Source organism: Candidatus Njordibacter sp. Uisw_002 (genome assembly GCF_047730155.1).
Taxonomy (GTDB): Bacteria; Pseudomonadota; Gammaproteobacteria; order Pseudomonadales; family Balneatricaceae; genus Njordibacter.
In genome coordinates this window covers 78,719-93,064 of sequence record NZ_CP159832.1, presented here as the reverse complement: position 1 = coordinate 93,064, position 14,346 = coordinate 78,719, and the positions used below count along the sequence as shown (strand labels likewise).

At 44.7% G+C, this 14,346-nt stretch carries 13 protein-coding genes; 5 read left to right on the top strand and 8 right to left on the bottom strand.

Annotated features, from left to right (window positions below; all coding sequences use genetic code 11):
• Positions 1-166: 166 nt before the first annotated feature.
• The 6 genes from ABXT42_RS00465 to ABXT42_RS00440 all read right to left on the bottom strand — a co-directional run bounded on the left by ABXT42_RS00465 (position 167) and on the right by ABXT42_RS00440 (position 6,796).
• Positions 167-1,714: an SPOR domain-containing protein gene (locus ABXT42_RS00465; protein WP_443628417.1), complete on the bottom strand. Its 1,548-nt coding sequence runs from the start codon at positions 1,712-1,714 to the stop codon at positions 167-169.
• A 10-nt stretch (positions 1,715-1,724) separates the two neighbouring features.
• Positions 1,725-2,822, bottom strand: coding sequence for a 3-dehydroquinate synthase (gene aroB, locus ABXT42_RS00460; RefSeq protein ID WP_443628416.1), 1,098 nt, complete (start codon positions 2,820-2,822; stop codon positions 1,725-1,727).
• 107 nt (positions 2,823-2,929) lie between these two features.
• Positions 2,930-3,421, bottom strand: a complete 492-nt coding sequence (aroK, locus tag ABXT42_RS00455) for a shikimate kinase AroK (protein WP_443629421.1) — start codon at positions 3,419-3,421, stop codon at positions 2,930-2,932.
• Positions 3,422-3,549: 128 nt separating this feature from the next.
• A complete protein-coding gene (locus tag ABXT42_RS00450; RefSeq protein WP_443628415.1) occupies positions 3,550-4,788 on the bottom strand; it encodes a hypothetical protein in 1,239 nt (412 codons plus the stop codon).
• Positions 4,785-6,125, bottom strand: coding sequence for a hypothetical protein (locus tag ABXT42_RS00445; RefSeq protein WP_443628414.1), 1,341 nt, complete (start codon positions 6,123-6,125; stop codon positions 4,785-4,787). Before ABXT42_RS00445 ends, ABXT42_RS00450 begins: the two co-directional genes overlap by 4 nt.
• A complete protein-coding gene (locus ABXT42_RS00440; protein ID WP_443628413.1) occupies positions 6,119-6,796 on the bottom strand; it encodes a hypothetical protein in 678 nt (225 codons plus the stop codon). Before ABXT42_RS00440 ends, ABXT42_RS00445 begins: the two co-directional genes overlap by 7 nt.
• 98 nt (positions 6,797-6,894) lie before the next feature.
• Between ABXT42_RS00440 and ABXT42_RS00435 the strand changes: the two genes are divergently transcribed.
• On the top strand, positions 6,895-9,420 hold the full coding sequence (locus ABXT42_RS00435) for a penicillin-binding protein 1A (protein ID WP_443628412.1): 2,526 nt from the start codon (positions 6,895-6,897) through the stop codon (positions 9,418-9,420).
• Here the strand turns inward: ABXT42_RS00435 and ABXT42_RS00430 are convergent.
• Positions 9,417-10,340: a thermonuclease family protein gene (locus ABXT42_RS00430; protein WP_443628411.1), complete on the bottom strand. Its 924-nt coding sequence runs from the start codon at positions 10,338-10,340 to the stop codon at positions 9,417-9,419. The two genes, ABXT42_RS00435 and ABXT42_RS00430, sit on opposite strands and share 4 nt — an antisense overlap.
• Positions 10,341-10,612: 272 nt before the next feature.
• Here ABXT42_RS00430 and ABXT42_RS00425 point away from each other — a divergent pair, with 272 nt between their 5' ends.
• Both ABXT42_RS00425 and argH read left to right on the top strand, forming a co-directional pair.
• Entirely contained in the window at positions 10,613-10,918 is a 306-nt protein-coding gene (locus ABXT42_RS00425; RefSeq protein ID WP_443628410.1) for a hypothetical protein, read from the top strand.
• A gap of 128 nt (positions 10,919-11,046) precedes the next feature.
• A complete protein-coding gene (argH, locus tag ABXT42_RS00420) occupies positions 11,047-12,450 on the top strand; it encodes an argininosuccinate lyase (protein WP_443628409.1) in 1,404 nt (467 codons plus the stop codon).
• Here the strand turns inward: argH and cyaY are convergent.
• Entirely contained in the window at positions 12,447-12,785 is a 339-nt protein-coding gene (cyaY, locus tag ABXT42_RS00415; RefSeq protein ID WP_443628408.1) for an iron donor protein CyaY, read from the bottom strand. The two genes, argH and cyaY, sit on opposite strands and share 4 nt — an antisense overlap.
• A gap of 172 nt (positions 12,786-12,957) precedes the next feature.
• Here cyaY and lptM point away from each other — a divergent pair, with 172 nt between their 5' ends.
• Together lptM and lysA are read left to right on the top strand one after the other, a co-directional pair.
• Positions 12,958-13,074, top strand: coding sequence for an LPS translocon maturation chaperone LptM (lptM, locus tag ABXT42_RS00410; RefSeq protein ID WP_443628407.1), 117 nt, complete (start codon positions 12,958-12,960; stop codon positions 13,072-13,074).
• Between the two features lie 7 nt (positions 13,075-13,081).
• Complete coding sequence (gene lysA / locus ABXT42_RS00405) at positions 13,082-14,335, top strand: diaminopimelate decarboxylase (protein ID WP_443628406.1); 1,254 nt, start codon at positions 13,082-13,084, stop codon at positions 14,333-14,335.
• Positions 14,336-14,346: the final 11 nt, after the last annotated feature.

The window sequence follows — 14,346 nt, the reverse complement described above, 5'->3', positions numbered from 1 at the left end:
CAGCAGGACACTTGCTTTAATTACAAACTCTTATAAGAGCTTATAAGTTTATTGAATCAACAAATGGAGGAACATACTACCTGAGAAAACCATCACAGACAAACTATTCAGAGTATAAAGGAGAGAATGTCTACACAATTGGCGACGTTCGCTACATTTGTAAAAGTTATTCACCACTTGTGTTGAATTTATTACGAATCTGCTGCTGAATTCTAGATACTGGTCGCGGCCAAGGTTGTTGGTTTTGCAAAGCCACAGGCAATGATGCAACAGCATTCATGGCGTCACTAGCGCTAGCATAATCACCTACTAGCAACATATACCAAGGCTGCCCACCACGCACTAGCTGTATAGCGTAGTGAGGCTGGGTGATGTTTTGTTTAGCCACAAAGGCTTCAAGGGTAGCCTCTAAGCGAGCACCAAGAATCTGTAAACTAAAATGATCACTGGGTAATTCTAAAATCGCTTGGTAGTGATAAGGCTGATTAGTTATGGCGGTAAATTGAGGCCAAAGCCTAGCTATTTGCTGCGCGGTTGCTGGGGCAAGCTTTGCCTCTAGCTTTGGCTCAAGAGATATGTTTTTTGACGCAGGTGACAGCTCTATAGGCTGCAAAGGTGGCAAAGGCTTTGGCATGGGTTGCGTTGATAGAGGATATAAAACAAGCCCCTCTATTGCTTGCACAGGCTCCGCTATAGGGTCGGGAGCATTAATAATTGCAGCCGCAGGCTGTGGCGTTACTATATTGGTGGGCTCTAGGTTTGAGTCTGACAGGGCGCTTGAGAAGCTACTGGCATATGCCGCTACGTCTTTAAAGGAACGATCAGAATAGTAATTTGTAAGCCAAATACTAGCCAATATCAACACCACCAATGTAGTGGCTACTATGTGCAGCCAAGGCAAGCCTTGTTGCTGCACAAAGCCGCCTTTATTTAGGGCTTTATTGGCCAACATATTAAGGTAGCCAGGGTTGCCCTTGGCTAACTGGTGTAACTGTAATAACTGAATAGGAGCAAGGCCGTGGGTTAAGCCAATGTGCTGTAGCCTTTGGCGCAAGTAGTCCGCACTTTCTTCTTGCGAAAATGGCGCAAGCTTCAAGTGATAAAAACGATCTTGTTTAAGCTGTGCATATGCAGGCGCTTCGATGCGCTCTACCATAGTGTTATCAGCACAAAGAATAACGTGAGGGCGAGCCTCTAGCTGTTCACTACCTGCCAATGTATTAGCTAATAGGTTTAGCGCATCTTCATCTAGCCAATGGGCATTATCTACTACAATTAACAGCACTTCTTTTTGCGCTGCTAACTCCTGCGCTAAACCTTGTATAGATACAACATTGCCTTCTAAGCCTGCATCTTGTTCCACTGGCACAGCCAAATGCTGGGTTAGCGCACGCGCAACCCATGAGGCTGTTACAGGCTTTTTTAATGCTAGGTGCACTATAGATGTTTGAGTAGGTGTGGCGGGTAAAAACTGCTCAATAAAGGTTGTTTTACCCGCACCTGACAGCGCACTTATTAGCACCAAGTGATCAGAAAAATGACTTAAGTGAAGCAAAGTTTCTAACTGGCGCCCACGGGCTCTGGAATGATATGTAAAGGCTGTTAAGCGATCCGACTGGGGAGTAATTTCTTGTTCGTCCACTTGTTGCGCATAAGCAACATAAGCGGCATGGAGGCCTGCTTGATTGTTTGCTTTTTTACGCAGCTGGCTCACAATTTATCACCTAAACAGCTAAAGTCTGCTGCAATAGTTGGTTGTCAAAGTCTGACGTGACTATGGCATGGCCTAATTGCTGGAGCAGTATTAAACGAATAGTGCCATCGGTGACTTTTTTATCTACCTGCATGTGCGCTAAATAAGCCTCTACTTGCATCTTTGGCGGCCCCCATAAAGGCAATCCAGAAGCTTCTAACAAGTTTTGAATACGCTGAACTTGTGACTTAGTAATCCACCCCAAACGGCATGATAAGTCTGCCGCCATGGCCATTCCAGCACCTACAGCTTCGCCATGCAGCCAGTTGCCATAACCCATTTGCGTTTCTATAGCATGGCCAAAGGTATGGCCAAAATTTAACAAAGCCCGCTGGCCTTGCTCACGCTCATCGGCGGCTACAATACGCGCTTTACTCAAACAAGACTGATAGATAGCTTGGCTAATAAGCTGAGGCTCTAATTCACGCAGCCCAACTATATTTTGCTCTAACCAAGAGAAAAAGTCTGGCTGCGCTATAAGGCCATATTTAATCACTTCAGCTAGCCCTGCGGATAGCTCACGCGAAGGTAACGTTTTTAAAGTATGGGTATCTATAATCACACATTGGGGCTGATGAAATGCGCCAATCATGTTTTTGCCAAGGGGGTGGTTAACGCCCGTTTTACCACCTACAGAAGAATCAACCTGAGATAACAAGGTAGTAGGGATTTGTATAAAATTAACCCCACGCTGATAAGCTGCTGCAGCGTAACCTGTCATATCACCAATCACGCCACCACCTAATGCAATAAGGGTAGTGGTGCGATTATGACGCTGCTCTAATAGGTGATCAAAAATTAAGCTTACTGTATCTAGATGTTTGTGTTGTTCGCCATCTTCAAGCACTAAAGTATCTATCTGCAAGTCACTAGCTTGCAGACTTTTTAATCCATCAATTACTGCTTGTAAGTATAGTGGCGCTATAGTGGTGTTAGTCACCACCATCACTTGTTTGCCAGTAATATGTTGCCCTAAAAGCTGCGCTTGCTGTAATAGCCCGCTACCAATATAAATGGGATAACTGCGCGTTCCTAATTCAACGGTTAGGGTGTGTTGTATGCTAGTCATGGAATAATGGAGGGCTCTAAATTTGGCTAAGGCTTTAAGTTAGGCTAAGCCTTTGATTCAATCGTTGCTTGGCCCTACATCCTGCAGGGCTTGGTGGACTATTCTGGCTACAAGGACCGAATAGCTTCAATTTGCTTAATAATTTCTGCCACTAACAAACGTGGGTTTTGTGCGCCTGTAGCCACTTGAATATCAGCTGTTTCTTCGTATAACGCATGCCTGTGCGCAAATAAATCTCGCAACACTTGCTCTGGGTCTTCATTTTGAAGCAATGGGCGATTTTTATCTTTTGATGTGCGCTCTAACTGCTGCTCTACTGTGGCAAATAAATACACCACAGTGCCGCGGGCCGATAAATGTTGACGGTTTTCAGCTAGCTCTACTGCACCACCACCTGTAGCCATCACCAAATCTCTATGCTCGGTTAGCTCGGTAATAATGTTTGCTTCACGCTTACGAAAGCCTGCTTCGCCTTCTACATCAAAAATCCAAGGAATGTCTGCACCAGACCTTTCCTCGATTTCTCTATCAGTATCTAAAAACTCTAGCTTTAGCTCACGTGCAAGCTGGCGCCCGATGGTGCTTTTACCAGCACCCATTGGGCCAATTAAAAATATATTCACAATGAGATTCCTTTTAGGAACAGCAACAACAAAACCCGGTCATTAAGCACTCACTGCTCAACCCGGGTAGACTTGCTAAATTATGGAGACTAACATTAACATAATCAAGGGTTAACTATGCGTGGGGTGACAAAAATCAATAGTTCAAACCTCTCAGACTCTTGTTTTTGTTGTTCAAACCATTGTCCTACTAAGGGGAGGCTTGAAATTGCTGGGTTAGACAGTAATCGATCTAATTGTTGCTGATATAAAGCCCCTCCCAATACCAGCGTTTGCCCCAAGCCCACCACTGCTCTAGTTTCAAGTTTGTGGGTGTTTAGCGCGAGCTCTCCATTGGGCAATAAATCTCCTATAGAATCTTGTACTACTAGCAAGTCTAGCTGCACCTGGTTTTTGGGCAAAACTCTAGGTGTTGCTGTAAGCCCTAGCACCGCACTTTTCCATTCTTGCTGCTGTCCATTGTCTGTGGCCACTGTATAGGGCACTTCTTGGCCTGTATAAATGCTGCCTGCATAGCCCTCTTGTACTAATATTTGTGGCTGGGACAAGGTGAGTATTTGACCACTGGCTTCAAGTGCCGCAAGCTCCAAATTTAACATGACATGCGCTCCCACCAAACCTAGCTGCAGCCCACCCCCTAGCTGGTTAAAACTAACAGTTGCTTGGTTTGCTTGGTTTGCTTGCGTAGCTAAACCATTGCCAACCACCTGCGGGCCCAGTCCCCCAATAAAATCTAGCCCTTGAGATGTGCCTAAAGTAGACTTTACAATCACAATCCTACCCTCTATTAAAAGCTGCTTAAGAGGCTGATCTAATGCTTTTATAGCTTTGATTAGGGTAGCCGCGTGGGCGTTATCGTCATAAATAAACACCTGCTGGCTGCGACTATCAGCTAATAATTGGCCCTTGGAAGAGAGCATTGACGGGGCGCTTTGCAATGCAAGCAATATAGCGTCTGCATCGCCATAGCTTAATTTAACCGTATGTAAGGGCAATGTTTTAGTATTTATAGTTTCAGCCTTCGCACCTACTACAAGGCCCTCTTGTGTAAATTGACAATCTATAGCTACCGTATTACACATCAGCTTTAAGCCTGTATAGGGATCGATTTCTTGTAGCATTAGGCTTATTTCAAAATCTACATCATGGCTTAGCACTAAGTTGATTTGTGCTGCTTGTGCAAGCTCATACAACACATCTCTAAGGGTGACCTTGTGTACATTTATGGTGACTGTTTGCATGGTATTACCAGCATGTCCATTAGCGAAACTTGCAGGTGATAACGCCAACAAACCTAAGTGCATTGGCACTATTATTAACATTAATTTTAGTTTATTCATCATTCACAAACTCCTGTAAAGCACGCAGGCAGCAGCTTAATGTGCTGCTGCCCTAGCGTAAAACTCACTCCTTGAGGGCCAATATCAGACACCCGCCACCCATAAATCATAGACCCAACCTGTGCCTTTATAAGACGCCCAGTCATGAGCGACTTTAGCCAAACCTCTGATATGTTTTTTTGTTGTGTGCTATATCCTATGAATTCCAGCTGCTTGATAGCCTGTCGATGATTTTTAATCGAAAAAGGCACAGATTTTTTGGATAAAGGCTTTTGAGTCGCTAGGTAAGCTTGCTCAATCTTTTTTGCATAGTACAAAATGCCCTGATGGGCGGAAAGCTTTATGCTTTGGATACTTTGTGTAGTTAAAGCATTAGCGCTTGGCGCAAAGGTCAAAGGAGGCGCATCATTATTGAGCCCCCATTGCATCGACACTTGCCATTGATCAGAAGGTGTTTGTTCAATAGACAAGCCCTGCAGCCAAAAGCCCTGAGCACTTGGTAGTGGTGCAAGTAAAACCCATGCAGCAGATGGCAATACAGCACTTGCCTGCACACCTTGGCTACGCGAAATATTCAAAGCTTGGCCATATTTTTGTAACTGCTTAGCCATATCCGCAAAAGGCTCACCCTGTAAATCTGTATTTGTGCCATAAGTGGCATCAGTAATATTAGGCGGTGTTAACTGCAAGGTGAACGCTGGAGACTGCTCGACAGCCCTGGTAAGTGGGTCTGAGCTTAGCTGAATCTCTGGCTTAGGCTCTACTTTGGTGTCGGATTGAACAATATAGCTTGCTTTCAACGCCCAGCCTTTACCTTTAGGCTCTAGCGTTTCCATACGTATAGAGGGCCACACTTTAAGGGCCTGCTGCCACCATGCTTGCCAAGGTTCTTGGCCTGTAATAATGAATAGCACTGAGTGTGTGTCTAAACGCTCATCGCTTGTGGCCTGCCACTGCCAGCTCACAAGCTGTGTATGAGAATGGCTATGCAGCTGCCCCAAAAGCTTAGACAACTGCATAGCTGGCAACCAAGCATTAAAGCGCCTCTGTTCATCTATGGTTTGGCGCCACTGCTTTTGGCGCTCTTCTAAAGAGCCTGCCCACACTATGCGCTGCTGCTTTTGCAGATGCGAAGTGCTTGCTGATAGCTGCTGCTGCAGACCTACTTGCGCCTGCAATAAATGGGTATAGACCACCCCAAACCATGCAATACACAAGGCAATAAATACCACCAAACCCGAATATAACCAAAGCCTTTTGCGCCGTTTATGTGCCATAGAATGCACAAACCAAGGTAAAAAATTTACCTCATTAGATTTGGGCTGAGACCAAACTAACATGACGTGGCCTTTGGGGTATTTGTCATCAATTGGCTAGCCATATACCAAGCCATGGCATTTGCATCATCTAGACCCACCGAATCGCTTGGTACTTGATGTATTATTTGGGTTAGACCTTGAGGCTGCGCACAAGCAGCCACATTACCTTTAATACCATTATGCAGGTGGCCAAGCAGCTGGCTTATTTGTTCATCATAACGGCGCTTAGTCACCACTAAAAAACTAAGATTAGAGCTAAGCTCTAGGTGACAAACACGCAGATTAACGGGCTCTATATTAAGTGCTGTTGCGGCCATTCTTTGATAATAAAGCTGCAAAGTAAAAAAGGATTTGCAATGCGCAGTGGGTGCTTTTGGGCAGTGTAGCCAAGTGCATAATCGATTAGGTATGCCCACGTTGATATGTACAGGGGCCGTCCCTACAAGCGGTGCAAGCTGTGTAATAAAACTTTGCCAAACGGGGTGTGCTACTGTGCCATCACTTCCCAAAAGCATGGGTAGTGACAAATGCCACTGTCCCAACACTAAGGAATGTTTTTTTTTGCAAGCTTTATGACCTAGGTTGTCGTAACCTAACAAGACTAACCTTAGGTCATCCACTTGCCAGTCGATGCCTAAGTATAATGGCTTTAATCTGCGCCTAAACTGGTGCCTAAAGAAATGCTTTAACATTAATCCCATCCTTGGGTGGCGAAACTTAGTAGATCTTATATACTTTATTTTTCGTCGTTTCGTTTATTACCGTCGCTGCCTTAGAGTTAAAGCATAGCATGTCATTAATACGCCGCCTGATTAAATGGACTTTTATACTAGGAACCATTACCACGCTCACCTTGACGGCGGTAACCTGGCTGTATTTGATACCCAAGCTGCCCGATGTAGAAAGCCTAAAAAATTACCACTTACAAACTCCCCTTAGGGTAATGACCCGTGACGGCAAGCTTATTTCAGAGTTTGGCGAACAGCGCAGGATTCCTTTGCGTATAGACCAAGTGCCCAAGCATTATATAAACGCACTAATCTCTGCTGAAGATGAAAATTTTTATGACCATTACGGCGTGGACCCTAAAGCTCTGCTAAGAGCAGCCGTGCGAATGGCTCAAGCTGGTGGCACAATTCAAGGTGGTGGTAGCACTATTACCATGCAGGTAGCACGAAATTATTTGCTTACTCTTGACCAAACTTTTATCCGTAAATTTAATGAAATATTACTCTCGTTTCAAATCGAACAAGAACTCGGTAAAGAGCAAATATTAGAGATGTATTTCAACAAAATGTTTATGGGCCATCGCTCGTATGGCATTGGTGCTGCATCACAGGTGTATTATGGTAGGCCTATTAGCACCTTAGAACTGCCTCAGTTGGCTATGCTTGCAGGCTTATATAAAGCGCCATCACGCTACAACCCTATCTCTAATCCTACACGCTCCAAAGAGCGCAGAGATTGGATTTTGGGCCGCATGTTAAAGCTAGGCTATATAGATGAAACCCAGCATCAAATAGCTGTCGCTACCCCTATTATTGCGCGCTTTCATAGCTTAGAGCCAGAAACGTCTGCATCTTATGTGGCCGAAATGGTTCGTAGCGAACTATTTGATTCTTTCCCTATTGAAGACGTGTATACCGGCGGTTATCGGGTGTACACCACCATAGACAGTAGGCTACAAGACGCCGCACAACTGGCAGTACAAAAAGGTTTATTAGCCTATGACAGGCGTCACGGCTTTCGTGGTGTAGAAAAAAACCACGGCCCAGATTTAACGTTAGAAGCCGCTGAAAAATTACTCAATCGCACCTTTGTACTTGGCCCATTGCAGCCTGCTATTGTGCGCCAAGTTAATCAAGACTCTGCCGAGTTATTGCTTCGTTACGGCCAAATGGTTACCGTTAATTTTAGTGACATGAACTGGGTTAGAAAGCGCATTACAATAAACGCCTTAGGTGGCGCTGCTAAAAGCATTAGCGACATTCTAAAAATTGGAGACCAAGTCAGGGTGCGCCAAGCCTATAATGATGCCAATGTGTGGTATTTGTCCCAAGTGCCAGACGCCCAAGGCGCCTTCATAGCCTTAGACCCAAAAGATGGCGCTATGATCGCTTTAGTGGGTGGTTTTGAATACCTACATAGCAAATTTAACCGAGCCACCCAAGCTTTGCGCCAACCCGGTTCCAACTTTAAGCCTATAATTTACTCTGCAGCTTTAGAGAAAGATTTTACTGCAGCGACATTAATCAATGATGCTCCCGTGGTATTTAATGATGCCAGTCTTGAAGACTCATGGCGCCCAGAAAACTATAGTGGCAAATTTTTTGGCCCTACTCGCTTGCGCAAAGCTCTATATCAATCGCGCAACCTTGTATCAATACGGATTTTGCGAGAAATAGGCATTCGATCAGCCATTGATTACGCTACCCGCTTTGGCTTTAAACCAGAACAGCTACCCCGCAACTTATCCCTAGCATTAGGCAGTGCCAGTGTGCCACCTATCGACGTAGCCGCAGCCTACGCAAGCTTTGCCAACAAAGGCTATAAGGTAAATCCCTATTTTATAGAACGTGTAGAAGATAGCTTTGGCAGGGTGTTATACCAAGCACAGCCTGACACTGTATGCGCAAACTGTGACTATGTAAGGCCCACTGATGAAGTAAATTTAGAGCAACCTGACCAAGAGGTTGTTGATATTACCTCTGGCGCTATCATAGCCCTTAACGAAGCCTTAGACCAAGAACTAGAGTTAAATCAAACGGGTGTTGAGGTTGAAAAGCTTGCTCGCCCTATTACTAACCTACCCATCGCCAAGCGTATTATGGATGAGCGGGTAAACTATCTTATGCATACTATTTTGCAAGACGTAGTGAAAAAGGGCACGGCTCGCAGAGCTCAAAAACTACAACGTAATGATTTAGCTGGCAAAACAGGCACCACCAACGACCAAAAGGACGCTTGGTTTTCAGGCTACGTAGACTCAATGGTTGGCACAGCTTGGGTAGGCTTTGATCAACCTGAAACCTTAGGGCAAAATGAATTTGGTAGCACCGCGGCTTTGCCTATTTGGATAGATTTTATGGAGATCGCCTTAAAAGATGTGCCACAAACACAAAGGCCACAGCCTGACAAAATGGTAACCGTTAAAATAGATGCTGCCACAGGAGAGCTGGCAAGGCCTGGAGATGATTCGGCAATAGAGGAGATTTTCCGAGCTGAACGCACGCCCCAAACCATTGCGTTACCTAAAACAGGTGACGCAAGCGATACTATAGACGAGCAAGAAACCAGACCAGAACAGGTTTTTTAACTAGCGTTAGTTCCAGGGATTCTCTCCAACATATCTAAATGATAGAGTGTCATTACCCCTGACTTAAAGCCTTTTTTGCGCTGTTTTTTACTCAATCTACGCCATGTGAGCCAACCTCTGGCTGTCACTTCTTGGCCTATCCACTTTTCTAATTGTGCCTCAGTAATAATATTGAGCGTCGAAGCTGCCAACAGCTTTTTGGATACCTTTAAGGCCACTTGGCTTTTAAAGCCGCCTAAGTCTTCTAAGCCTGCCAAAGAAATATACCAATCTTGCTGGCTTTCACTAACATCTGCAACCAAGCCACCAACACGCATAAACCCACCTGTTGCAGCGCTTAGCGTGGCGACATTTCGCACAGCTGCTATTGAGCTAGGTGCTTGCCATAACCCAAGGCCAAGCTTTTGTGCCATAGCTTCTTGCTGCCACAAGCATTGCTTTGCACCTTGCTCATTCATGCTAATCACATACGCTAAACCTTGATCTACCAATGCGCCTTCTGCACTATTTCCAGCACCATCATAAAGGCTCACCAGCCACCTACCATAGTGGTCTTTTTCCTCTGGTAATAGCTGCACATAAATAGCTTGGTGTTTGCTTAAGAGCTGCTTTAGCTGATCTTTGCCCTGCTGCGCGAAGGCTTGGATGGGCTGTTTTTTAGTAGCCATTTCTGTGGTGTTAATTTGCCCCAAGCGCAAACGATGCCCACCTGCCAAACTTAAGCTGTCACCATCTTGTACATACCAGCTTTGCACTTTGTAAGTGCGCCCCACCACAGGCTGATCATCCCAGTGCTTTGCTGTCTCCATCATCTGCGCAGGTAAAACAGGACATTGCGCACCCGCTATAGGCGATATAAAAAAAGCCAAGGCACACCATAATATAAGGGATAGCCTAAACGTATGTTTTATGGGGCTCATGCTACTTACCTGCTTTTTGTTGCTCTATAAAGTGGAGGGTTACGTATACATATATAGCATAGTCTGTTTTATGTATTTTAGGAGGGCACTAAGAAATTTAGTTATTTTTTAACGTTTTTTAAAATAAAGGCTATGTTTATAGAGAGCTGTAAAAAGCATTAAGTAATCACGACCTTTGCATAAAGATAGATAAAATATCATAATACATCACTATTACTAGTTAATTTGATATTATAATACCCTAGTTTTTCGCCACCTAAACAAGGATGCCTATGATATACATCACTCAACTAATTTATATCAACGAAGGTAAGGAGGATATATTCAACGAGTTTGAGTCTCATGCCATTCCCATTATTGCTAACTATAATGGTGAGCTGGCACTGCGAATTCGTCCAGAACCCAGTTCAATTATTCAAATTGGCCCAATGGAAGTACCCTACGAAATTCATCTTGTGAGCTTCAATACTGAAGCAGATTTCAATGCCTTTATGGTGGATCAACAAAGAACAAAATACTTGCACCTAAAAGAAGAATCAATCAGGGTTTCATTTTTAGTAAAAGGTGAAAAGCTATAGTCGGTTGGCATTAACCAAGGCCAATATGAAGCCAAGTGAACCAAACCGCCTAAATCCTTGTTATAGACCTAGCCCCTCGCTACAATAGCTACCCTAAATTATTCAAAGCATCGTTTATAGGTAAATCCATGAGCCAAAGTACAGAGTCTGCAACCAACCAACAATGGGGAGGCCGTTTTAGTGAGCCTACCGATGCCTTTGTGGCACGCTTTACTGCCTCTGTAGATTTTGACCAGCGTATGTATCGCCAAGATATCCAAGGCTCTGTGGCTCATGCCAAAATGTTATGCCATGTTGGGGTGTTAAGTGCTGATGAACGAGATGACATTTTACGCGGTTTAGAAGAGATTCGTATTGAGATAGAACGCGGCGACTTTACTTGGTCTGTGGCGCTGGAAGATGTTCATATGAACATTGAAGCAGCACTTACTGCAAAAATAGGTATGGCGGGTAAAAAGCTACACACAGGGCGCTCTAGAAACGACCAAGTAGCCACAGATATCAGGCTTTATCTGCGTGATGAAATAGACATTATTGCAGAAGAAATTAGCCGTTTGCAGATGGGCTTTATTGCTCAAGCAAAAGCTGAAAACGCCACTATCATGCCTGGCTTTACTCACCTTCAAACCGCTCAGCCAGTTACTTTTGGGCATCATATTTTGGCTTGGAATGAAATGCTACAGCGTGATTACGAACGCCTGCAAGACCTTCGCAAGCGCGTTAATATTTCACCTTTGGGCGCGGCGGCTTTGGCAGGCACTAGCTATCCAATAGATCGCCACATGACAAGTGAATTACTAGGTTTTGATCGCCCTACAGAAAACTCTTTGGATTCTGTAAGTGATCGCGACTTTGCCATTGAGTTTTGCGCTGCAGCCAGCCTTATTTTAATGCACTTATCTCGCGCTTCAGAAGAGCTGATTTTGTGGACGTCTATCCAGTTTGATTTTATTGATCTACCCGATCGCTTTTGTACAGGCTCATCCATCATGCCGCAAAAGAAAAATCCAGACGTACCAGAGCTTGTGCGTGGCAAAACAGGCCGCGTAAATGGTCATCTTATTTGCCTACTTACTTTGATGAAGGGCCAGCCCCTTACTTATAATAAAGACAACCAAGAAGACAAAGAGCCTTTGTTTGACACCATTGATACAGTCAAGGGCTGCCTAAGAGCTTATGCAGATATGGTGCCTGCACTTGTGCCAAAGCGCGAGCAAATGCGCGCGGCGGCCCTTAAGGGTTTTGCTACAGCCACAGACTTAGCAGATTATTTGGTGGGTAAGGGTTTGGCTTTTCGTGATGCACACGAAGTAGTGGGTAAATCTGTCGCCTATGGCATCTCCACAGGCAAAGATTTAAGTGAAATGAGCTTGTCTGAGTTACAAGGCTTTAGTGACTTAATCACAGACGAAGTCTTTGATGTGCTCACTTTAGAGGGTTCAGTAAGTGCTAGAGATCACATAGGTGGCACTGCGCCAAAGCAAGTATTAGCTGCAGCAGACAGGGCCTATGCTTTGGTGTCTGGGCGCTAGCTTTGTAGCTGATCTAGCTCACTGCAGTCTAGGCTTTCATCGGCTTGCTGCTCTAGCGCTAAGGTTAAACACTGGCCAAACGTTTGCTTTTGGTCTGTCGTTAAAACCCACGTGTTTTGCACTAGTTCAAAGTGCAAACCACCGGCCATACATGCCAACCAAACTTGCTGCAAGGGAGGTTGGCGGCTCAATATGACCTGACTTCTATTTTCACAAGTAATGGTTAATAAGCCACTGCTGTTCACAAAATCTATGTCGCTTTGTGCTTCATCTAATATTTCTTCCACCTGCAAAAACAAATGATCAACTGTCTCGTGGAATTGGGCTTCGCTCATATTTTTCTCTTACATTGGTCTTAAATTGATTTTCAACGGGTCTAATATTTAGGCTGTGCAGTAATTATGCCTTCAAAATATAGCATTGCACCTGTCTTAGCTAGTGCCCAAACCTGAATCAAGGGTATAATCTTTAGTATATTACAGCTATGTTAACTAAGAGCGTTATTACGTGAAAAAAATACTCTGTATGCTTACGCTAAGCTTCGCACTTGCCAGTTGTGGCCAAGCCGGTAGCTTGTATATTCCTGATCCTGCGCAAACTGATGCACAAACTAGTAATGAATGAGCCAACAATGGATAACTTTGAGTACCGCGGCGAGACACTTCACGCCGAAGACATCGACCTAAACCAAATTGCCAAGCAATTTGGCACCCCTACTTACGTATACTCTAGAGACACTTTAGAGCGTAATTATGTGGCCTATAGCCAAGCCCTAGAAGGCTGTGAGCATATGGTTTGTTATGCTGTAAAAGCCAACTCTAACATCGCAGTATTAAACGTATTAGCCAAACTTGGCGCAGGCTTTGATATTGTCTCTGTAGGCGAGCTTGAACGTGTGCTGGTAGCTGGCGCAGACCCTAAGCGCATTGTGTTTTCTGGTGTTGGCAAACAAACCCACGAAATGCAGCGAGCTTTAGAAGTAGGCGTTCATTGCTTCAACGTAGAATCTGAAGCCGAACTAGAGCGGTTGCAAAGCGTGGCTGCCAGTATGAACTGCATAGCCCCTGTATCGCTGCGTATTAATCCAGATGTAGATGCCAAAACTCACCCATACATATCTACCGGGTTAAAAGAAAACAAGTTTGGCATTGGCATTGACCAAGCCCCTGCTGCCTACGCTCAAGCTGCGGCTATGAGCAATATCAAAGTGATTGGCGTAGATTGCCACATTGGCTCGCAGTTAACCTCTATAGAGCCTTACCTTGATGCGATGGATCGTTTGTTTGTATTAATTGACACCATCGCTGCACAAGGCATTGCCATTGAACACTTAGATTTGGGTGGCGGTTTAGGCGTGTGTTATGGCGATGAAGAGCCCCCTGCCATTGGCGATTTTATGGCCCGCGTGAGAGCCCATCTTGGTGATCGTCCATTAGCCTTGGTATTTGAGCCTGGCCGCTCTATTTGCGCCGACGCTGGGGTTTTAATCACCCGTGTGGAATACATCAAAAACAACCAAGATAAATATTTTGCTATCGTTGATGCAGCCATGAATGACCTCATTCGTCCTGCGCTTTACAGTGCTTGGCAGGACATTATCCCCATTAATTTAGGCTCCAAAGCAGCAAAGAATAATTTTGATATTGTTGGCCCTATATGTGAAACCGGTGACTTTTTAGGTAAAGACCGCAACCTCGCTATAGAGGCTAACGACCTGCTGGCTGTATGCAGTAGCGGTGCTTACGGTTTTGCTATGACATCAAACTACAATAGTCGAAACCGTGCTGCTGAGGTGATGGTGGATGGCGATCAAGCTCATCTTATTGGTGAACGTGAAGAATTATCACAACAGTGGGCAAGAGAACGCCTACTACCAGAAAACTAAAGGAAAAGGCA

Bases quoted from the DNA above. Each gene is read 5' to 3' on its own strand.
- aroB (WP_443628416.1), bottom strand. From the start codon at position 2,822: ATGACTAGCATACAACACACCCTAACCGTTGAATTAGGAACGCGCAGT.
- aroK (WP_443629421.1), bottom strand. From the start codon at position 3,421: ATGGGTGCTGGTAAAAGCACCATCGGGCGCCAGCTTGCACGTGAGCTA.
- ABXT42_RS00450 (WP_443628415.1), bottom strand. From the start codon at position 4,788: ATGATGAATAAACTAAAATTAATGTTAATAATAGTGCCAATGCACTTA.
- ABXT42_RS00445 (WP_443628414.1), bottom strand. From the start codon at position 6,125: ATGTTAGTTTGGTCTCAGCCCAAATCTAATGAGGTAAATTTTTTACCT.
- ABXT42_RS00440 (WP_443628413.1), bottom strand. From the start codon at position 6,796: ATGTTAAAGCATTTCTTTAGGCACCAGTTTAGGCGCAGATTAAAGCCA.
- ABXT42_RS00435 (WP_443628412.1), top strand. From the start codon at position 6,895: ATGTCATTAATACGCCGCCTGATTAAATGGACTTTTATACTAGGAACC.
- ABXT42_RS00430 (WP_443628411.1), bottom strand. From the start codon at position 10,340: ATGAGCCCCATAAAACATACGTTTAGGCTATCCCTTATATTATGGTGT.
- ABXT42_RS00425 (WP_443628410.1), top strand. From the start codon at position 10,613: ATGATATACATCACTCAACTAATTTATATCAACGAAGGTAAGGAGGAT.
- argH (WP_443628409.1), top strand. From the start codon at position 11,047: ATGAGCCAAAGTACAGAGTCTGCAACCAACCAACAATGGGGAGGCCGT.
- cyaY (WP_443628408.1), bottom strand. From the start codon at position 12,785: ATGAGCGAAGCCCAATTCCACGAGACAGTTGATCATTTGTTTTTGCAG.
- lysA (WP_443628406.1), top strand. From the start codon at position 13,082: ATGGATAACTTTGAGTACCGCGGCGAGACACTTCACGCCGAAGACATC.